The sequence below is a fragment of the Marinomonas sargassi genome, assembly GCF_025716875.1.
In the GTDB taxonomy this organism is placed as follows: Bacteria; Pseudomonadota; Gammaproteobacteria; order Pseudomonadales; family Marinomonadaceae; genus Marinomonas; species Marinomonas sargassi.
Window position 1 is genome coordinate 45,061 of sequence record NZ_JAOVZB010000005.1, and the last position, 22,119, is coordinate 67,179.

Here is a 22,119-nt window from a genome sequence, read left to right on the forward strand (position 1 = left end):
AAAAAACCTATGCCTATAAAAACATAGAAACCATTATCACTCTAGGGACAAAACAGGCCATGCATCAATACACATCTCGCTGGTATCTGTGCTCAGCTACCAATTTATCCATATACGCTTGTACAGCATCATCATCGAGCTGACCTTGTTCTTTAATAACATCACGGATGGCTTTATCCACATCTGCTGCCATGCGCGAAGCATCACCACAAATATAAATATAACCCCCTTGTTCTAGCCATTCGTAGAAGGCTTGGCCTTGTTGGCGAATAAGAGTTTGCACATAGATTTTTTCAGCTGTATCGCGAGACCATGCTAGGCTGGCTTTGGTCAGTAAACCTGACTCTTGCCATGCGTTTATCTGGTCGCGGTACAGGAAGTCTTCTGCTTCATGCTGGTCACCGAAAAACAGCCAGTTCTGTCCTGCTGCTCCACGTGATTCACGCTCTTCTAAGAAGGCTCTGAATGGCGCAATACCAGTTCCCGGGCCAATCATAATAAGTGGTGCATCATTGTTGTCTGGAATATGGAAATGCGCTGACGATTGAATATACACGCCCATATTAGAACCCGCAGCCAAACGCTTCCCTAACCAAGTGGAGGCAACACCTTTGCGGGGCTTATCGAATATATCGTAGTGCACTTCCCCTACGGTAAGGTGCACTTCTCCCGGATGAGCATTAGGGCTAGAAGCAATGGAATACAATCTTGGCTGTAGTGGACGCAAGCCATCTAAAAAGGTTTGTGCGTCGATTTCAGGCTTAAGTTCAGACATGACATCTAGTACCTGATAACCCTCTGGTGCAGACTCAAGCCCCCATGTTTCAAGGCTCTTCGCATTAACCGTATGAATGTCCATTTTGCTCTGTAACAACACTCTTAGTGATGCTGGGCCTGATTTTAAGCTCACCACTTCTGAGCCTGTAAAGCCGCTCGCTTGGAGAATAGCATTTACGTCATCTGGGCAATTCAATGGCCAAACACCCAATACGTCACCCGCTTGATACTCTAAATCAACGCCACCGCCTGCTAAGGAAATCTCTACATGATTCACACATTTAGCGGAGTTTTCACCACTTAAGGATTCAACATGAATGAGGTTAGCAATAAAGGGATGGTTTTTATCGAACTCAGGCGTGTATTCATCACTAGCACCAGCTTGTACGCTTGCTGCACCTGCCGCAGAAGAAAAGACTTCCGTTTGAAAAACTTCTGTTTTCCATTCTGCATATTCATCTTCAAAGGCCACATCACAGCCTAAGAAATCTTGGCAAGGCGTCGCACCCAATTCAGCCATGCGCCTCGCAATGTCTTCCGCTGCTTTATTGAAATAGGCATAACTGGAGTCACCTAAACCACATACCGCAAAATTTAGCGTGGCTGGTAATAACTGTGCTCCCTCAGAAGTAATGCTTTCGTAGAAGTTTTTAGCATTGTCTGGCGGATCCCCTTCGCCAAAGGTAGAACAAAGAATTAAGACATGATTCAACTCCGCCATAGCCGCAAGGTCGGTGGAATCCAACTCCCCAACACTGGCTTCAAAGCCTTGTGTTGCCGCGAATTTTTTCAAATCTTTCGCGAGTACTTCACAGTTACCCGACTGGGAGCCATAAAAAATGGCAAGCGGTGTACCGGGTGCTTCTTCTTTTGCACCCTGTGCCGCCGCAGCAATTGTACTGATACCTGTTAATAAACCGTTTAGCCATTCTCTTTGTGCCGGATCAAATGGTGCATCTTCTGGAAGCTCTACGACTGTATTGTCGTCTTGTGCTTTTGATTCCATGGCAGCAGAAAGCTGCGTAATAATCGAACTCATACAAACCTCAATAAAATGATTAGGCGTTAAGCTAATAGCTGCTCTGTTAACTGGCTGTCTTCAAGGCCTCGAGTAAAAGCCAAAAAGCTTTCCCCCTGCTTACGGCCATTCATATAATTACCGACGACTTTCTCTAACACTTGGCAAATGTCCCGTGATGCAACAGGTCCACACAACATGCGTGCCAAACCTTGATCATCATCACAGCCTCCTCCTACCAAGACGTTATAACCTTCACTTCCATCTTCCGCCGCCGTACCCACGAGGCCTATGTCACCTATGTAATGCTGGGCACAGGAGTTAGGACAACCTGTTAAGTGAATATTAATGGGGGAATCTAATTCAAAACGTGCTTGTAGGTGATCAACAATATTGCTGGCATCTTCTTTGGTATAAGCATTAGCCAACTTACAAGCCCAACGGCCAGTACAAGAAACCGCACCGGCTGCAAAGGAATTAGCATCTACACTCATTCCTAGTGCTTCCAGTTCACTTACGGCAGCGGCCACATCAGCATCCGCCACATCAGCAATTAAGAAGTTCTGCCAAACCGTTAGTCGTATATCGTTACTGCCATACTTTTGTGCGATACGACCCGCGCCACGCATTTGCTCCGGACTCATTCGCCCTAGCCTTAATGCCACACCAATGTAATTGAGCCCTTTTTGCGCTTGTGGATGAACACCTATATGAGCTTGGCGCTTTATAACAGGTCTTGGCTCATCAGCGTCTCTTGATAAAGAGATCATTTTTACGCCATTACCAAAGCCATCCAGCTTTTCTTGTACTTTTTCACATACCCAATCAAAACCATGCTGGTCTAAAACATATTTGAAGCGGGCTTTTTTACGGTTGGTTCGATCACCGTGCTCTAGGAAAACTCTTAGGATTGCTTCAGATATTTCAGGTGTGTCTTCTGGACGGCAAATTAGTCCTGTATCCCGGGCAAAATCCTCATGGCCAGTAATACCACCAAATAGAATTCGGCAATAAATCCCAGCGTCTACACCTTGGCTATTCTCTTTTACCTTCACAGCGAGGTAGCCAACATCATTGGTATCAGACACCACAGAGATGGTGCCGGCATTATCAAAGGAGATGTTAAACTTTCTTGGGATACCGTGGAGATCACGAGTATTCAAAATGCGGTGACTAACTTCTACTGCGTATTTATGGAGGTTAATAAGCTCTTCAGGGTCAAACCCTGCAGTAGGCGTTGCGGTGATGTTTCGAGCGCTATCAGCACCTGAGCCTTTACTGGATAAGCCTATGTCATATAAGGCACTGTTAAGAGCTAGAATTTTATTAGGTGGAATTTCTCGCATTTGGAAACTGCCGCGGGTGGTAATATGGGCATATCCGCCAGCAATATCTTCGGCGATATCCCCTAAGCCTATCATTTGATCCCCACGAAGCTTACAACCGGGAATGCGTAAACGGGTCATAAAGCCTTCCATTGCTGGCATCACATTAAACAGGCCGTGATGTCGGAACATAAAGTCTTTAATGCCTTCGGCTATTTGGTTGTTATTATTGTGAGCAACAATATCGTCCCAAATATCCAATACATGGCGTTCGTATTTCGCCGTTTCCTGTTTGCATAAGTCTTCTACTGGGGTCCCCCAAAAAGTTTCAGGGCCTATTTCCTCTGCGGCATTTTGTCCTGCCCCCAAAGCCACGTGGAGATTTAAATCCACTAATAAGCTGGCCATGTAACGTTTTTGTTCAGCGGTAAAGCCTTGAGGAGCTGGTGCTGCATTACTGCTGGCAATAATAGAGGATGTATCTAAATTAGAATTTTCAGCTATAGAAACTGCATTATTGGTGTCAATAGACAACTGGGCACCCTCCCTTCATCATAATAATTATGGATTAATGGATAGCCGCGCCGTTGCGGGGAATAACAATGTAGAGTGTTTATAGCAGTTTATGTTCTAGCCACTACGCCTGTGCAGAGGCAACTCACTATAAACATAAAGTATTGAGTCTGTTTATAAAGTAAGCAAAAAACTTGCCAAAACAATCCCCGAATCTACCTTAAGTCAGTTCTAAAAGCGCACAAGAAGCACCCAATTCAAATCAAACCAAAGATTAACGCACCAAAAAAGAACGCGATTATCAATCGAGAAATAAACGTATGCCATGTGACATCAAAGTAAAATGTAACGTGAATGTAACCCTTCACATGAAGTAACGAAGAAAAACAAATAAACACAAAACCAAACTCTTAATAAACAGTATGATAAGCAAAAAGTTAAACAAAAGGTCAAACTTTAAAAGTTCTTTTTTAAAACCTTATAAATACTTTTTATAGTAATGAGGTATAAACTCATTGAGTTTTCTATTTAAATTGGAATTAAAATAAATTTTATGGGAGAGAGGATATGTTTATAAAAACAAAAATATTAGAACGAAAAAACACACCATATCAGGCTCAAAATTTCCTTATTGCCCTCTGTATTCTCGTCATACTATTTTTGTCTGCGCCCGCAATCAGTAAGGTAACTATTGTCTATACATCAAATCAGCCTAATATTTTATTAGACAAAGAGGTTGCTCACTTTCCCCAATTATCTACCCTGCTAAATACATTAAGAAGCGAGGAAAGTGAGAACACCCTTTTTTTACAAGGGGGAGACAACTTCTCACCCAGTGCAATATCCATGTTTGATGATGCCAGCAATATTATTGCCTTGGCTAATATGATGGAGGCTTCTCTCTACTCTGTGGGTAAAAGAGAGCTTACTTACGATGTTGACGTTCTATCATTAAGAGCCTTAGAGGCTCAATTCCCAATCATATCTAGCAATCTTTTGGATTCGCGATCAGGCTCTACTCTTGAAGGGCTATTTCGTATGTATGACTTTAACGTAGACGATATCAATATATCGGTGGCCTCTCTTGTCAACAAAAGAGTATTAGTAGCCTACACACCAGAATATGCGCAACTTACCGATATTAACCATACGTTAGAAGAAATTCAGCGCAATCAAGCTAATGCCGATATCAAAATACTCATGACTGATTTGGAAGAATCTCCCAGTATAGATATTGCTAGGAAATACGACTTCGACCTTATCCTTGTTGCCATAGACGGTAAGGACAAGGTTATCCAAATAGATGACACACTTGTCGCTTTCGGGGGCGGTCAAGATGGCGATACTATTGTTATCACTTACGAGCAGACGAACAAACCTACTTTAAGTGCAAGTATCGAAGATCTTTCTTTATATGAGCCAGACCCTCAAATTGTCTCTTTTGTTGAAAAGTATCGATCTCGAATTAGCAGCTTATATCAAACCAAAATAGCCGTAGCTAACAGTCCTTTTACAACAAAAAGAGAAATCATACGTACCCAAGAAACGCCTCTGGCTAACACCTTCGCAGACGCTATTCGAGAGTACACTAAAGCCCAAATTGCGGTTCTTAACAGTGGTGCCATAAGAAACTCGGCAGACTACCCAAAAGGTTATAATTTCACTCGGGGAGACATCCAAAGCGAACTGCCTTTTGGTAATCACACAGTGGTTGTCAAACTATCTGGCAACACGATTAAAGCTATGATGGAAAATGCCTTAAGTAGAATTGAACACGTTGATGGACGCTTCTTAAATGTCTCAGGTATGAAAGTAACTTACGATTCATCAGCCCCCCCAGGTAGCAGAGTAAGAAGTATTAGCGTTGCAAATCAGCCTCTCAATGACAGTCAACAATATGAAGTAGCTATCCCCAGCTTTTATGCACAAGGGGGTGATGATTATTCCATGCTTAAAAACCTAGAGGTAGCGAAAAAGAGCTTTAGCAAAAAAAGGAATTGGCTTGTGATCGCTCAATATTTAGAAGAAAAACAAACTCTTACAGCAGAGCCTTTGGGCAGAATGGTTGATATCTCAAGAAAATGAAAATTAAATTCTTTAACAGTTTATCCTTCCGTATTAATTTTGGAATGTTGCTTATTTTGGTAACCTTGTTTGTGCTTGCTAGCATCTCACTATGGATAACAAGCACTTTTAACAACCTTTCTTGGAAGGTCTCTAATCAGCTAATGCCACAACTAGAGTATTACTCTGACATCCACATTACGGTAAAAAATGTCCATAGAAAAATTGATGCTCTCCCCCATTCTAGATCTAAGTCTGCTAACAGGGTTGTGGTTTCAGAGTTATTGGATGAATTAAATAAAATCTCGAATCGTGTGTCTGATAGTGAAGCAAGCCAATACAACCTTGCCATTAAAAAAATGACGACTGAGCTATTTCCCATTGTCAGTACCTACAGCTTAGAAGTCATGAGAAAAATTGAAATTGAGCAAGAACTAAAGCTCAAGAAGAAGCAACTTGATACCCTTTATTTAGCTCATACCTACAATCCAGAGTTAAGCCTAGAATTAAGGGAAGAGCTTCACCAGATTTACGTGGACTCTATTTCTTTATCTGAAATAAGTACCTCTTTTTTATTCAAAAGATCCACTCAATCGATTAGAAAAAAAAGCAAACAACTATTGGATAAGAAAGTAATAAACTCAGATTTTTACAACACTATAAATGACCCAGAAAAAGGCGTTATATCCATTCTGGTTAAACGTAATAACCTAGTGTCGAACTTATCCATTTTAAATACGCAAACGAGCTTTATTATTGAACAGCTTAGTTCAATATCTCTCTCTGAGGTAACGGCACTACAGGACATAGTTAAAGATGCTGCAAAAGAGTTAAATACTAAGTCAGCCTATTATAAGAACTTCTTAACGACGATCATATTTCTAACGACATGCTTTAGCATCATTATGATGGTTTACTTCCATAAAAATATAACGACAAGACTCATCACTATTGCAAACAATTTAGTCAATCAGGATAGCCAAGCTGTATTGGAAAAAGAAACCCATGGTTCATCCGAAATCAGCCTAATCGCAAAGGCTATATTGAGATATAAAGCAAACAACAAAAGGCAGCGAGATAAAATTGCCAGTAGTGTCGAACAACTTAAATTTATCATTGAGCACTCTTCTCAGGCGGTTCTTATATATAGAGAAAACACCATCATTTACTCTAACAACAGTGGTCAAAGTATATTAAATGCTAACCAAAGCCTCACGAATCACATAATACCTAGACACCTGTTAAAAGCGATTGATGGCCAAACTTACCTAGATAGATTGTCATTAGGTAACTCTCACTTTAAATTTTATGCCACCGATATTGATTGGGACGGTACGCCTAGTAGGCTGGCGTTACTTATGGATATTACTAATGAAGTAGAAAAAGAAAAGCAGTTAATGAAAAACCTGAAAGCAGCTACGGATGAATCTTTCGTTGATGCTATGACTGGACTATATAACCGCCGTAAACTTGACTACTTTATAGAGCAGAATGTCTCACAAGAGTACACCATCATTCTAACCGATATCGACTGGTTCAAAGCCTATAATGATCACTATGGTCATGCCGAAGGAGATACCTGCATTATTCAAGTGGCGAAAACTCTTAAAGAAAACCTACGTTCGGATAATGACCTAGCCATTCGTTACGGTGGTGAAGAGTTCTTGATTATTTTAATGGACAGCAACATAGCTCAAGCAGAAGCCGTTGCGCAAAGAATCCAGTCCAATATTAAAAGTTATCAAATACCACATGAGAAGTCGGATTTTGGCTACCTAACTCTTAGCCTAGGTATTGCCCACTCTAGTGAATCAGGCCCAGAAGGCGCTTGGCACACTTTATTTGAGATAGCCGACCAAAGGTTATATAAGGCGAAGGAACAAGGTCGAGCTCAAGCAGTTTCAAAAGCAAATAGCGCTTAAAGCAATACAGCAAATGAAAGCGTGCACATGCGGTATTAGGTGCTCGCTTTTTAAGAAAGGTACGAACAAGTCCATACGCTGAAGCCGGTGGACTTGTTCGAATCTTCCTTAACCCTCAATCAAGATTTTCTATTTATTCACACTTTAGCCCTCTCTAAGATAAAGCCTCTTATTCAATTTAAACCAAGTCGTTTATAGAGCTCTCAATGTCATAAAAATTAGATTTGCGGAATTTGCATATTCTATTGATACTCAAGAGAGTAGGATTTTTTTATCTATTTAATTAAATAGTCGAATAGCACTTACATTAACTATCAAGTAACTAAAACCAGTTTTATATATTGATAAAAAAATCGTTTTTATGATTTCCCAATTATAAAAAATAGTTATAGAAAAATATTGCGAATAGTGCGTTCTTATATCTCAACATTTATGAAAAATTAAATAATAAGGTCACTATACTATTTTCTGATTTTCGGTGTTCTCCACCATTCATTAATACAAGGCGTTATTCGCAGGGTTGATATGTTCAGTTATTCATTAAAAAGAAAAATTAGTCTTCTCGCTACATCAGCAGTGCTGTTAACCAGTATCACACTAACCTTCTATTCAACCAAAGAACTGTCTTTAGCAATGGAAGATGGCATGCAACAACGCATTACTAGCGTTTCCAATGCTGTCTCTTCTAACATTGAATCTTGGGTGACAAATAAATACCAAATACTTAATGCGCTATCAGAACAACCTTATGAAGCAGCCGCTTTTACTAGCCAGCTCAATATGGCCATTTCTGCGGGAGACTTTTCATCTATTTATGCAGGTTTGCAGGATGGAACACGAATTGGCTCAAATGGCATGACTCGCTTTGTAAATAATTATGACCCTCGAACAAGACCTTGGTATAAAGCCGTCTCTGCTTCCAAAGCTATGGAGCTAATAGGGCCATATAAGGATATAAACTCTCAAGAAATGACCTTCACTATTGCTAAGCCTCTTACGGGCTCAGGCAGTCAATCTGGCGTTATTGGGGTGGACTTAAGAATTAAGAACTTATTCTCAGAAGTCACTAATGTAGATACTGGTAAAAATAGTCAATTATTTTTACTTAACTCTGAAAATGACGTTATCGCACATAAAAACAATGCTTATATTCAAAAGAAAGTATTTGAGTTATACGACAATTTTTCTGAAAAAAGTTATATCTCTGCATTAAAAAATGGTGATTACCTGACTCTTGAAAGCCAAGCGATAAAAAAAATATTGCACTTTGCGCCAATCAAGAACTCATCTTGGGTACTTGCCATAGAAGTTGACCAAGAAACAGAGCAGGCGCACTTCTGGCGTACTTTTTATGCTGAAATTTTAATTAGTATTGTGATTACACTAGCTGCAATCATACTGATGAATTGGGTGATGGGTGTTCTATTTAGAGATTTGTTCTCTTTAAAAGCCGCACTAAACGATATTGCGAACGGTGAAGGGGATTTAACTCGACGAATAAACATCAATAGCCATGATGAAATAGGTCAAGTTACTAAGGATTTCAATCGTTTCACAGGCAACCTACACAGCATAATACAACAAATGGGGAAAGTTGCTCATGGCATGGCAGGTCAAGCGGATGCCTTATCTGCCTCTGTTCTAGAAAACCGTAAAAGCATACAAAAGCAGGAGCAAAGCACATTAGAAGCCTCTCTTGCAGTAAACTCACTTAATGACTCAACAGCCTTGATTAGCAGCAATGTCGAAAGTACTGGCCAACAAATCTCTAGTACCTTAGCCCTCAGCGAACAAGGTATCCAGCAAATGAAATCAAGCCAACAATCCATTACTCATCTTGCACAAAAATTGAGTGAAACCAATCTTGTTGTGGCCGAACTAAATGAACAGGCTCGCGGTATCGCCGGTATCGTTTCTACCATTGACGATATTTCTGAACAAACAAATTTATTGGCGTTAAATGCAGCAATAGAAGCGGCTAGAGCGGGAGAGGCTGGACGAGGGTTTGCCGTCGTTGCAGATGAAGTACGCGGATTATCTAGTAGAACAAGAACTTCTACAACTGAAATTCAAAGTATGATTGTCAATATCCAACAGTCTTCTATGAATGCCGTGGAGTTGATTAAAGATAGCACCGAACTGGCTAGTGGAAGCGTCAACGATGCTGATCAAGCACAAGAAATGATTAATGAAATAATGGCTGCTATACAAGAAATAGAAAGTATGACAAAAGTTATTTCCTCTGCCACGTTAGAGCAACTTCGTATTGGAGAAAACATTACTGATAAAACCAATAATATAAAATCGTTAGCAAATGATTTAGCATCTCAAGCAATCGGAACGGAAAACCAAGCGGAAGAATTAAACCGCTTATCTACAGACCTTCAGAAGGAAACAAATAAATTTATTGTTTAAATCCAGTAAATCTTTAAACAATAACACTAGTTTCTTTCATTAAAGCGAGTAAGTATTTAAACTTCTCGCTTTTAAAACCTTCATTAAAATCCTTAGACATACTTCCCTTTACACCCTAAATAACTCAATCACAGAAATCTCTCACTCTTCATTTCATATGCTCCACTAATAGTATTGCTATGTATCATAACTTTTATCAAATATTTTTTGCGGAATATGCATAGCACAACCATATACAGGACATTAAAATTTCATAAATTTTTTTAATGAAACATAAGTTTCAAAGGTGTATGAGGTCATAATGGGACTATTTTTTAAGAGAAAACCTGCCGTAGTTAAACCTTCGGAAGAAGAGTTAGAAATCATTAAGTCACACCATGTATTAAACAGCTTAAAAAAGTCTATCGCTTTTATCGAGTTCACTCCAAGTGGAGAAATACTGACAGCTAATAACAATTTTTTAAATGCTGTTGGATATACTCTCGAAGAAATAAAAGGCCGACACCATAGTCTATTTTGTGACAAGAGCTATGTTCAATCTATTGACTATAAAAACTTTTGGAAAACATTATCGTCTGGAACCTTCATTAAAGATAGATTCCTACGATTTACTAAAAACGGCACCCCTCTTTGGTTAGAGGCCAGTTATAATGCGGTTAAAAACGATGATGGTGAAGTAACATCAATAGTAAAGTTTGCGAGTGATGTCACTGATTTTGTTGAAGAATCAAATCTACAGCATGGAATATTGGATGCTCTTGAACGCTCAACAGCAATGATCGTCTTTGAATTAGATGGAACCATCATTGAAGCTAACGAGAATTTCTTACGTACAACCAAATACAATTGGCCAACGATTAAAGGGCAAAACCATCAAATTTTCTGTTCATCTAGCTATGCTAAAAGCCCTGAATACAAGGCATTTTGGAAGCAATTAAATCGAGGGGAATACGTTCAAGGACTTTTTGAGCGAAGAGACTCGGAGGGATATGTACTATGGTTGGAAGCAAGCTACAATCCCGTTTTTGATGTAAATGGAAAGCTTATTAGAATAATAAAATTTGCTTCAGATGTGAGCGAAAGAATTGAAAGTATTAAGAATGCATCTAAGGCTGTTCAAATAACAGCAACAGATACTCAAAAGGTATCAGACCACGGTAAAGAGGTTCTAGAAAAAAGTGTTTCTATAATGAATGAAATCACTCAGACTGTTGATATTGTCGTTCAAGATATTACCGACATTAATAAACAATCAGATAAAATTAGTAACATAATAAACACTATCTCAGATATTGCCGACCAAACAAACTTACTTGCTTTAAATGCTGCAATTGAGGCGGCTCGAGCTGGCGAACTGGGTAGAGGGTTTGCGGTGGTAGCAGACGAGGTAAGACAGCTAGCTGCCAGAACAAGTACATCAACAACCGAAATTTCGGATGTAGTTAAAACTAATCTATCCTTATCAACCGCACTATCTAAGAACATAATTAATACCCAAGAAAAGTCTCAAGCAGGCTCTGATTTAGTGGCTGAGGTCGATGAAATTTTTATAGAAATAAACGAAGGTATGGATAATGTTGCTGAAGCCGTTAATAAATTAAAGTAATTAACATGTTTCATCTTTTTTTAGCTAATGTTTCTGACGGGAGCTCCATAAACAACGATTTATAGTCTCTAGAAAAACGCCCAAGTTCAAAAAAGCCCCATTTCAAAGCTACATCCGTAATTTTTTGATGGTCTTTTTTGTTCTTAAGTTCAGACCTTACAGCATTTAGTCGTAAGACTCTCATATACTGAATGGGCGTTAATCCAGTATATTCTAGGAAGCCATATTGCAAACTTCGTTCACTTAATTTAGCAATAGAGCATAAAGTTTGCATATTGGGTAACTGGTGCACAGATGTGTTAAGGAAATCTATTACCTCCTTCACTCCCTTTACTCTTTTCGATTCTGGTTTTATTTTTTCAAACTTATTTATAGAGTTTGAGGAAGCGTTTATAGCTAACTTTAAAATAATAGAATTTAAAAAACCTACTAAAAATGGCTCATTTATTAAAAACTTATTACTTTGAAAAACCCTCAAAATTGTACTTACGCCCAACGCATATGCATTAGTATCGAGATGATTTGCTGAAATAATCTTACTTTTCAAAAAAGAATCTGAAAAAGAAATACCTGTTAGATTCTCATAACCAGAAATAAAGTAGTCCCTATTAAAAACAGTTGCAACAGAGCCAAAATCACTTTGAAAATTCACATCCCACTCTCCGTTACCAATTTGAACAAAAGATTGCTGGAGTGATTGTTGACCACAAAAGTTAAAATCTACGCTATTAGGAAAGACAAAAGCAAAGGGAATAAGGTTATCAGGTGTAAAAGATTCAACTCTAGTACCTATACTAAGATCTTCTCTAAATATATGCACATCTCCTAAATTAGCATCACTGAAAGACGCCCTCAGTTTACCGGGAAAAAGTTGACTATAGCGGCGACTATTTATATGAACTTCTTTAAGTTTATCTAAGTCTTCAATATAAAATTTTCTTATATTTTCAACGTTATTCACATTCATTAACCCAATATAATCAAGTTATATATAATATCAAAGAATCAATATATAGACCTCAAAATTTACATTTCTAGACATAACACTTTATCCTTTTATTTCAAGATGATAACTTTCATTTATAGATATGTTTTTCGAGGGATATGAATGCTCAGCTTTATAAAAGAAAAATGGCTTAAGGCTTGCCTAGCTACCATTGCGACTTCTCTTATATTACTGTTTTTATTAACATTTTTAGACTTACATCTAGGCACTTCGCCGTCAATTTTTCTTGTCTACCTTGCAAGTAGCGCACCTTTCCTAATACTTACACTTATTGTCTGCCATGATTTTAGAAAATATTCCAATACTGCTAACAACATTTTAGATAATATTGATGATGGTATTATTATCAAAGATGAACAAGGCTGCTTTTTATACTGTAATAAAGCCGTAGCTGACTTCTACAATACGACAGTCCAAGAAATGCTTGGTAAAAGTGACGAGAGTTTTAATAAAAATACAGATCAAACCAATTTTTTTCGAGATCATCTTCAATCGATTTTGGGGTCATTTGAGAAGCAGGAAGTACAACAATCCGTCACTAACGTAAACACAGGTAAAACCTACCATTTTAACGCCATCAAAATTCCATTCAAAAATTCACGAAATGAAAAAAATGTCTTTATTCTGGCAAAAAACATCACTCAGATAAAAGCAGATAGTGATAGAAAAGAATCTCGACTCAAAAAAGTGTTAGACGCATCTGAAGAATGTCTATGGGAATGGAACGTACAAACAAATGAAGTCAGATTTAATCGTCAATGGGTGCAATTGACTGGCATTCCAGAAAGCGAAACAGCTTTTGAAGATTTTGATAATGCGATACATGACGAAGATAAACCCATTGTGCATTCAGCAATCCAGACTCTTATCGAAAAAAACACACCATTTAATATTGAGTTCAAAATGAACCAGCCCAACGGTAATGTCATTTGGGTGTGGGACCGTGCTCGTATTGCTGAATATGATGACCATGGTAAGCCTCTATGGATTGTCGGTATTACTCTGGATATAACTCAAAGTAAGCTTGCACAAAAGAAAATTGAGAACCTAGCCTACTACGACCAATTAACAGGCTTAGCAAATCGAACTACTTTAGAGAATGAACTTAAGAAAGTAACTGAATGCAAAAAACAATCAGAGTCTTACAGTGGGCTGGTTTTTATTGATCTAGATAGGTTTAAATTGCTCAACGACAGCTATGGTCACTTCATGGGCGATATTCTATTAAAAACAATCGCAACACGACTTACTAGCATGCAGCTAAAGGGGGCAACAATCACCCGATTCGGGGGGGATGAGTTTGCTATTTTATTGCCCTTTATACATAGCGATCACCAAGAAGCAGTCAAATTTACCAAACAAGCTGGAGACGCGGCCATTGCCGAAATCTCAAAAACAGCGCAATTACAAAGTGAAGGCAATGATGGACTAACCATTGAATACACCATTACTGCCAGCGCGGGAGGTATTGTATTTAAAGAAGATGACATTTCCTCTAGCGAGGCTTTACAGCTAGCTGATATGGCACTTTACAGAGCCAAAGCCGATGGTGGAGATAGAGCAAGTGTTTTCGATATCAATATGCAGGAAAGCTTACGCAAAAATAATGAGCTCAGCTTGGCTATGCATAACTCAGTTATTAATCGTGACTTTTGCATCTACTTACAACCGAAACAAAATCAAAATGAACAACTAATAGGTGCAGAAGCATTAGTCCGTTGGGTTCACCCAAAGTTAGGAGTATTAGCGCCAGATGCCTTTATTAAAATGGCTGAAGAGACAAACGCCATATTACCTATTGGTAACCTAGTTCTGGAAAGGTCATGTGAGCAACTGAAGCTTTGGCAATTAGAAGAGAGCACTCAACATTTGCAATTATCAGTTAATCTAAGTGCTAAACAGATATGGCAAAGCACCTTCTATCAGGACATCATAAATATCGTCGAAGCCTATGACATTGACCACTCCAAGCTCATTCTTGAAGTAACTGAATCCGTACTGATCCAAGATGTTAACGATGCTACAGAGAAACTAGAAAAACTACGTAATTATGGCATACGAATATCGCTGGATGACTTTGGTACGGGTTACTCCTCACTAAACTATTTAAGATCATTACCCCTCGATGAAATCAAAATTGACCGCTCATTTATTCAGGATGTTGCCCAAGATACGCAAGCACAAGTTATGGTGAAATCTATTCTGGACCTTGCTGAGAGTTTTCATTTGAAAGTTGTATCAGAAGGCGTGGAAACACGAGAGCAAATTGAAGTTTTGCGTAAGCTAGGGAACACATTTTATCAGGGATATTTCTTCAGTAAGCCATTACCTATCAATGAGTTCCACGAAAAGTATTTGAAAAATAAAGAGTCATAAGACCGCACTTATTAACAACTAAAGTTACAACTAAAAAAGCCCTTCTTGCTACAGAAGGGCTTTTTCATAACTATATCTGAATACCTTTTGCACTATTAAAGACTAGCTAAATAAGCCTTCCAGCCTTTTAGGTGAGTGATCTCTGTTGCCCTTTCGATACCACAGGGTTCGCAGATAAAACCACTGACTTGGCTGTCGTCTTCTAGAGTGACTTTACCGATACCCAGTGGCGCGGGTATACCAGCCACAAAGCTGCCGAAGTTTTCAGCTGGTACAGACCAGACTTCTACTTCAATGGCGGCACCCTGTTCTTTATCGAGTACCAGACCCGGTCGCAGTGGTGGGCCACCAGCAAGGGCATACATGCGATAAATAGGCGCAGTTGTCGTGCTGGATTTTAAAATCGCACCACGCTCAATCAGTTGCCAGTTTAGTGGTTGACCTGTTAAGTGGGCACCACAAACCATCACATCCATGGTTTTCGTACTGGCTACAGGCGTTTTATTAGTAGGTGTCGCCATGACATCTAATGCACCTTTTTTCAAAGGCAAAGCTTGCTGAATACGGTTAGCAATCGACATCAGCATTCTGTCGCTAAAGGTAGAACCGACCAGAGTGATACCAAAGGGTCTATTTGCCTCTGTCATCATGGTAGGTACTGCAATTGAGGCTAAATCCAACAGGTTCATAAAGTTGGTGTAATAACCCAATTCGCTATTACGTTTAATCGGCTCTGCTAGCATTTCCGCTACGGTAAAGTGACGGCCTGCCGTTGGCGTCAATAAACAATCCACCTGTGCCATTTGCGCTAAGCAAATCTGCTTTAAGTCGTTAATACGATATTGCGCACTAAACAAGGCGGTAGCTGGTGGCTTACCACCGGGAGCGATGATTTCTCGCACCACAGGGAATATAGCCTCTGGATTCTCATCGATTAAAGGCTGAGTCGCAATGTAGCGCTCAGATACCCAAGGGCCTTCATATAGCAATTTGGCAGTTTCATCGAAGGGTACAAAGTCGATTTCTTGGAACTGGAAACCTTCTGCTTGCAACTTCTCCAAAGTCGCTTCATAAGCCTTTTGGTAGCTTTCATCACCAAAGAACTTCAATTGGTGGGCTGGAATAACACCAACTTTGAGTTCGCCTGTACGCAAACCATATTGACGTGCTTGGTTGGCAAATGGGTTAGCACGACTATAGCCGTCTCGTATATCAAAGCCTTCTGCCATTGATAGCACCAAGTTCGCGTCATCCGTGTTATAGGCAAAAATAGTAATACAGTCCAAGCTTCGACAAGCGGGCACTAAACCTGTTGCGGACAAGAGTCCAATGCTGGGCTTCACCCCAACAAGGTTATTGAAGCAAGCTGGGATTCGACCTGATCCTGCGGTATCAGTACCCAAGCTAAATGACGCTAGACCTAGAGCAACTGAAACCGCCGATCCTGAGCTAGAACCCCCACTGATATAGTCAAAATCAAAGGCATTATGACAAGCGCCATAAGGTGAGCGTGTGCCATTTAATCCAGTCGCAAATTGATCTAAATTCGCCTTACCCACTGGGATAGCACCTGCATCTATCAGTTGCTGCACAACCTGAGAAGACGCTTCTGATACATAAGCAAATTCTTCACAAGCCGTTGTAGTCGGAATACCAGCAAGGTCAATATTATCTTTAATAACAAAGGGAATACCCCATAATGGATGAGTATCAGGAGATTTATGCGCCAACTCGCTTAGCCATTGGGACTGTTCTGCTTGGCTAAGTAGGTGAATCCAAATGTTGTATTCCTTGTATTGCTCTGCGCGCTGACGAATATCTTCCATCACTTGTGCTGGGGTTAATTCGCCTGCCGCATATTTGCTTTGTAAAGCATCGATACCCATATCAAGTTCATTACTTACCTCATCATTTAGATCATTGCCTAGTTCAGTCTTTGTTGCAGTCATGTTCAGGCTTCCTCTTGTTCCAATGCTTCTAATACAACGATGGCCTGCCCAGCACTCACTCGGCCGCCATCGCTTACTAATATGTCGGTTACGATACCGTCTTCCGTTGCCTGCAACGGAATCTCCATCTTCATCGATTCTAAGATCACCAACAGCTCACCTGCTTTGACTTGCTGGCCTACCGCAACTTCGGTTTGCCATAGGCTGCCAGACACTGGGCTGTCGACCACGACCGCCTCTTCACTCCAAGTCACTTCCGTATCGACAGCTTCGGCTTCTTCACTGTCAAAATGAAACTGACCATTGGCATGCCAATTGGCTAACTCAGCTTCAAAAGCACCGTTTCGTTGCTGTTTAAAAGCATCAATACTGTCACTTTGCTCGGCTATAAAAGCTTCATACTCTGATAATGAGAAGGTGCTCTCTTCTATGCGAACAGGACTTGGCTTATCTTCTGAATACTGACCATGGGGGAAATCCTCACGAATCTGTTGCAGCTCTTCATGGCTCACTTCATAGAAGCGAATTTGATCAAAGAAACGTAGTAGCCAAGGTTTGCTGAATTCCGTCGTTTGGCGGTAGCGGTTCCACATTTGCAAAGTACGGCCAACAAACTGGTAACCACCCGGGCCTTCCATACCGTAGACACAGAGATAAGAACCGCCAATGCCCACGGAATTTTCTGCTGTCCAAGTTCGAGCTGGATTGTATTTTGTGGTCACCAAACGATGACGAGGGTCAACTGGCGTTGCTACAGGAGCACCTAGGTACACATCCCCTAATCCCATCACCAGATAACTAGCACTGAAAAGAATATCTTTAACATCCTCTATGCTATCTAAACCATTGATACGACGAATAAACTCTAGGTTACTTGGGCACCAAGGGGCATTAGCACGCACTGACTGGCTGTATTTATCTATCGCTTCTTGGCAGGCTTTATCATCCCAAGAAAGTGGAAGATAGACAGTTCGAGAAGGTACAGATAATTCTGAAAGAGTTTCGCTCAGCGCTTTCTCAGCCGCTTCTAAATGTGCCAACAGAGCCCCGTAGCTCAATACTTGGCTATCATAGTGAATCTGCAATGAGCGAATACCCGGCGTCAATTCACGCATCCCCTCTAAAGGGTTTTGCTCTAACCATTGCATAAGAGCGTGAACACGGAAGCGTAGGCGGATATCCAATATTTTTTCGCCATATTCCACCAGTAAGAAGTGGTCTCCCGCAGCACGATAAATAATCTCGTCGCCAAAACGGTCAGCAGGCAAGGTTTTTAAAATCGGACTCGCTACAGGACAAGGAGTAAGACAAGGGCTCGTAACGCTTTGAATCTCTGATAATTCTGCTAAACCTTTGTTTTGCTGAGCTTCTAGTGCCACTGCATCTTCAAGACTGACAGGCACAAAGCGAATTTTATCGCCAGCGCGTAATTGACCAAGCTTCCATAAATCGGCCGTGATAACAGTAGCTGGGCAAACAAAGCCGCCTAAAGAAGGGCCATCCGGCCCAAGGATCACTGGCATATCTCCTGTAAAATCGACACTACCAAAGGCATAGGCGTTATCGTGGATATTGGATGGATGAAGACCAGCTTCACCGCCGTCTTTACGAGCCCATGTGGGTTTAGGGCCGATTAGACGAACCCCTGTTCGGCTGGAGTTGTAGTGAATTTCCCACTCGGTTTCAAAGAAGGTTTTAATATCATCTGGGGTGAAAAAGTCGGGAGAGCCATGGGGGCCATAAATAACTCTTAGCTCGTATTCATTTCCCAAAGGGCGAATCAAGCTTGCTGGCAAAGAAGAAGCCACAACAGGTTGATGGGCATCCAACACATGTAAGACATCCCCCGTTTGTAGCGCACGGCCATTATGCCCACCAAATTGCCCTAGGGTGAAGGTGGATTTAGAGCCTAAGTAGTCAGGGCAATCAAAGCCCCCAGCCACCGCTAAGTAACTTCTCGCGCCGCCTTCTTTGATACGACCAAGTACCAAAGTTTGACCTGCCGACACCTCAACAATTTGATTAAGTGCCACTGCTTGACCATCTAGCTTGGCGTTAATTTGCGCACCAGATAAAACCAACTGGGTGTCGTAGCTAAAGCATAGAGTCGGCCCTTGCAGGGTAATTTCCATCGCCGCACTGTCTACTGGATTATTCAATAGACGATTCGCTAGTCGGAAGTGGTAATTATCAAAAGGCCCTGATGGGGGAACGCCAACATTCCAATGATGCTCACGTCCCGGAAAGTCTTGCAGTGTGGTTTGGGTACCACCACTAAGCACATCAATACGTTTGGGGGTATATTTAAACTCATTTAGGTAACGGGTACTGACTTCGCCCTTGAGCAATACAGGGTCAACCACTAGGGAACGTAAATAATCTAAGTTGGTTTCTGTACCATAAATGATGCTGTCATCCAGAGTGTTTTTTAATGCAGCAAAAGCGCTTTCTCGGTTTTCACTATGGACAATAACTTTAGCCAACATGGGGTCAAAATACGGCGACACCTGTATGCCTGTTTCGATCCAGTGATCGATACGTAAACCGTTATCTTTGGCTTCAGGAAAGACCACTTGGCTTAGCAAACCAGAAGAAGGCTGGAAATTTTTATAAGGGTCTTCGGCATAAACACGTACTTGTACCGCGTGCCCTTTAGCGACAAGTTGTTGGCGTTTGTCGTCTAATGCAAGCGCTTCTCCTGCGGCTAAGCGGATCATCCACTCGACAAGATCAACACCATAAACTTGCTCGGTAACACCATGTTCCACTTGTAAACGTGTGTTCACCTCTAAGAAATAGAAGTCTTCACTGTCCATGTCGTAAATAAATTCGACTGTACCAGCATTGCGATAGGCTACAGAAGATAAAAGCGATTCGGCTGTGGTATGCAGTTGTTCGCGCACTTGTTGAGTAAGGTTAGGTGCAGGGCATTCTTCCACGACTTTTTGGTTGCGGCGCTGGCTAGAACAGTCTCGCTCCCCCAAGGCTAAGGCGCCACCCTTTCCGTCCGCAAAAATTTGCACTTCGATATGACGCGCACGGGCGATAAATTTTTCTAAAAAGACACCATCATCCGCAAAGTTATTAGCTCCTAAGCGTTTTACAGAATCAAAGCCTTCTTTTAGCTCCTGTTCACTGTGGCACAATTGCATACCAATACCACCGCCACCAGCGGTACTTTTTAGCATCACAGGGTAGCCAATGGTATTCGCCGTTTCACAGGCGGAAGATAAGTCTTGCAGAAGATCGGAGCCCGGCAATAATGGTACTTTGGCTTGCTCGGCTAATTCACGAGCGCGATGTTTTAAGCCAAACTCCAACATTTGCTCAGCAGTCGGCCCAATAAAAGCAATGCCCTCTTCTTCACAGCGGCGAACAAAAGTCGCATTCTCACTTAAAAATCCGTAACCGGGATGAATCGCATTGGCTCCAGATTGCTTAGCGATTTTGAGAATTTTTTCCATGTCTAGGTAGGTTTCACTGGCACTACCTTCACCCAGTGGAAAGGCTTCGTCTGCCTGTTTGACATGCAAGCTCTTAGCATCGGATTCGGCATACACAGCCACGGAACCAATGTGCATTTTCTTCAATGTTCGGATAATACGTGTGGCAATGGCACCACGATTGGCAATAAGCACTTTTTGAAAGGCATGCTTCGCTTCGTTCTGCATCTTTACACCTTGTTCGGGCCGTCCCGACTTCGATCTTCTCAACACAATGGTCGTCCACTGCGTGTTTTTTATTCTGTTACTAATTTGCTCTAACGCTTGTCACTTTATTCAGTGCTCAAGCTTCCCACACTAATAAATCTACCGGTGTTGGGTTATAGCCATTACATGGGTTGTTCAATTGCGGGCAGTTCGAAATCAGTATCACTATGTCCATGTGTGCCTTCATCTCAACGTATTTACCCGCGCCAGAGATACCATCTTCAAAGGTCAAACCACCTTCTTCAGTAACTGGCACATTCATGAAAAAGTTAATGTTGTGGCTGATATCACGCTTGGATAGGCCGTACTCTGGGTTTTCTGCGATGGCCAACATCCAGCTGTCACGACAAGCGTGCATACAACGCTTTTCTAGGTCATAACGCACCGTATTACTTTCTGTCGCACAAGCGCCGCCTAGGGTGTCATGTCGGCCACAGGTATCCGCTTCAATCGAGATCATCACATTGTTTTCATTAGTACGAAGCTCTGATCCCGCTGTTAAGTAGACATTACCCTGCTCACGGATGGTGTCGGTCGCACTGTAACGCTCAGAAGGTTTATTGGCGTTATAAAACAAAGTATCTGCTGCTTGGTTACCTTCTAAATCCACAATACGAAAATGGCTCCCCGCCTTGATCGTATGGATAAAGTAATCCCCTGCTTCAATGTTAAAACGCTGGCTGGCCTCACTGGCATTTAATAGGCTTTCTTTAATCATGAATTAGTCCTCACATCCAAGGTGATAAAGTTCGTTGTTCGCAAAGCCACGCTGATTTTCGGGACGAGACATTTTGCAAAAGTCGTCCTCAGCAACGGGAGCGGCCTTTTCTAAAAGCAAAGAAATGGGCTTTTTAGGGTAGGTTGCTGCTTTGCTAAGAGGATGAGCACAGGTGTGTAGCATCACCAAGGTGTCCATTTCGAAACGTAGAGTTACACTACTGCCTGCAGGGCTGTTGCCCTCTTCCAATAGCATGTTGCCATCAGCATCTGTAACCACTTTACTGAACAGGTTTAGGTTTGCCGTGCTATCCGCTTGCGTAAGACCGTATTTCGCCATTTCGACCAAGAAAGCATCGGTGCCATTTTGCAGCCATTCGTTTTGGTCATTTTGGTAATCACGTTTACCCCATTGAGCCGCCACATGGGAAGCATGGCTGTTACCTGCCACCGTTTCATGCCAGCCAACTGTATCTTCGGTAATAGAGGCAAAAATGCGCCCCATATCAGAATACAAACAATGGCCTTTAGTGAGTTTAAAAGTATGCTGCCCTTTCAAGGTATCTGGTGCGTTATAACGCTCTAGTAAGTTTTCTGGGTTATAGAAAACCATACCGACATTAGCACCGCCTTCTAAATCCGTTAAGGTCATTTGCATACCGCGGCGAACCTTAAGAGACCAGTGGCTGGCGGCTGGAATAGTAGTTTTATATTGTTTCAT

12 protein-coding genes are annotated in these 22,119 nt (G+C 41.2%); 5 read left to right on the forward strand and 7 right to left on the reverse strand.

From position 1 onward, the window contains the following. Positions 1–64: 64 nt before the first annotated feature. Together OFY17_RS11030 and OFY17_RS11035 are read right to left on the reverse strand one after the other, a co-directional pair. Positions 65–1,816: a diflavin oxidoreductase gene (locus OFY17_RS11030; protein ID WP_263530792.1), complete on the reverse strand. Its 1,752-nt coding sequence runs from the start codon at positions 1,814–1,816 to the stop codon at positions 65–67. 26 nt (positions 1,817–1,842) lie between these two features. Then, positions 1,843–3,654 carry a NirA family protein gene (locus tag OFY17_RS11035; RefSeq protein WP_263530793.1) on the reverse strand — a complete coding sequence of 604 codons (1,812 nt, stop codon included), beginning with the start codon at positions 3,652–3,654 and terminating at the stop codon, positions 1,843–1,845. Positions 3,655–4,200: 546 nt separating this feature from the next. Between OFY17_RS11035 and OFY17_RS11040 the strand changes: the two genes are divergently transcribed. From OFY17_RS11040 to OFY17_RS11055, 4 genes are all read left to right on the forward strand, one after another. Next, entirely contained in the window at positions 4,201–5,718 is a 1,518-nt protein-coding gene (locus OFY17_RS11040; protein ID WP_263530794.1) for a bifunctional metallophosphatase/5'-nucleotidase, read from the forward strand. Continuing rightward, positions 5,715–7,619, forward strand: a complete 1,905-nt coding sequence (locus OFY17_RS11045; RefSeq protein WP_263530795.1) for a GGDEF domain-containing protein — start codon at positions 5,715–5,717, stop codon at positions 7,617–7,619. Before OFY17_RS11040 ends, OFY17_RS11045 begins: the two co-directional genes overlap by 4 nt. Before the next feature lie 525 nt (positions 7,620–8,144). Then, positions 8,145–10,034 (forward strand): methyl-accepting chemotaxis protein, encoded by a 1,890-nt coding sequence (locus OFY17_RS11050; RefSeq protein WP_263530796.1) that lies wholly within the window; start codon positions 8,145–8,147, stop codon positions 10,032–10,034. A gap of 301 nt (positions 10,035–10,335) precedes the next feature. Then, positions 10,336–11,640, forward strand: coding sequence for a methyl-accepting chemotaxis protein (locus OFY17_RS11055; RefSeq protein ID WP_263530797.1), 1,305 nt, complete (start codon positions 10,336–10,338; stop codon positions 11,638–11,640). 10 nt (positions 11,641–11,650) lie between these two features. Here the strand turns inward: OFY17_RS11055 and OFY17_RS11060 are convergent, their stop codons facing one another. Next, positions 11,651–12,601, reverse strand: a complete 951-nt coding sequence (locus OFY17_RS11060; protein ID WP_263530798.1) for an AraC family transcriptional regulator — start codon at positions 12,599–12,601, stop codon at positions 11,651–11,653. 147 nt (positions 12,602–12,748) lie between these two features. Between OFY17_RS11060 and OFY17_RS11065 the strand changes: the two genes are divergently transcribed. Beyond that, a complete protein-coding gene (locus tag OFY17_RS11065) occupies positions 12,749–15,022 on the forward strand; it encodes a sensor domain-containing protein (RefSeq protein WP_263530799.1) in 2,274 nt (757 codons plus the stop codon). Positions 15,023–15,117: 95 nt separating this feature from the next. Here OFY17_RS11065 and atzF read toward each other — a convergent pair whose 3' ends face one another. The 4 genes from atzF to OFY17_RS11085 all read right to left on the reverse strand — a co-directional run bounded on the left by atzF (position 15,118) and on the right by OFY17_RS11085 (position 22,119). Continuing rightward, on the reverse strand, positions 15,118–16,971 hold the full coding sequence (atzF, locus tag OFY17_RS11070; protein WP_263530800.1) for an allophanate hydrolase: 1,854 nt from the start codon (positions 16,969–16,971) through the stop codon (positions 15,118–15,120). Between the two features lie 2 nt (positions 16,972–16,973). Continuing rightward, complete coding sequence (gene uca / locus OFY17_RS11075) at positions 16,974–20,642, reverse strand: urea carboxylase (protein ID WP_263530801.1); 3,669 nt, start codon at positions 20,640–20,642, stop codon at positions 16,974–16,976. Positions 20,643–20,757: 115 nt separating this feature from the next. Next, the gene (locus OFY17_RS11080) at positions 20,758–21,399 is read right to left on the reverse strand and encodes an urea amidolyase associated protein UAAP2 (RefSeq protein WP_263530802.1); all 642 of its coding nucleotides are present in this window, start codon (positions 21,397–21,399) and stop codon (positions 20,758–20,760) included. A 3-nt stretch (positions 21,400–21,402) separates the two neighbouring features. Next, entirely contained in the window at positions 21,403–22,119 is a 717-nt protein-coding gene (locus OFY17_RS11085) for an urea amidolyase associated protein UAAP1 (protein WP_263530803.1), read from the reverse strand.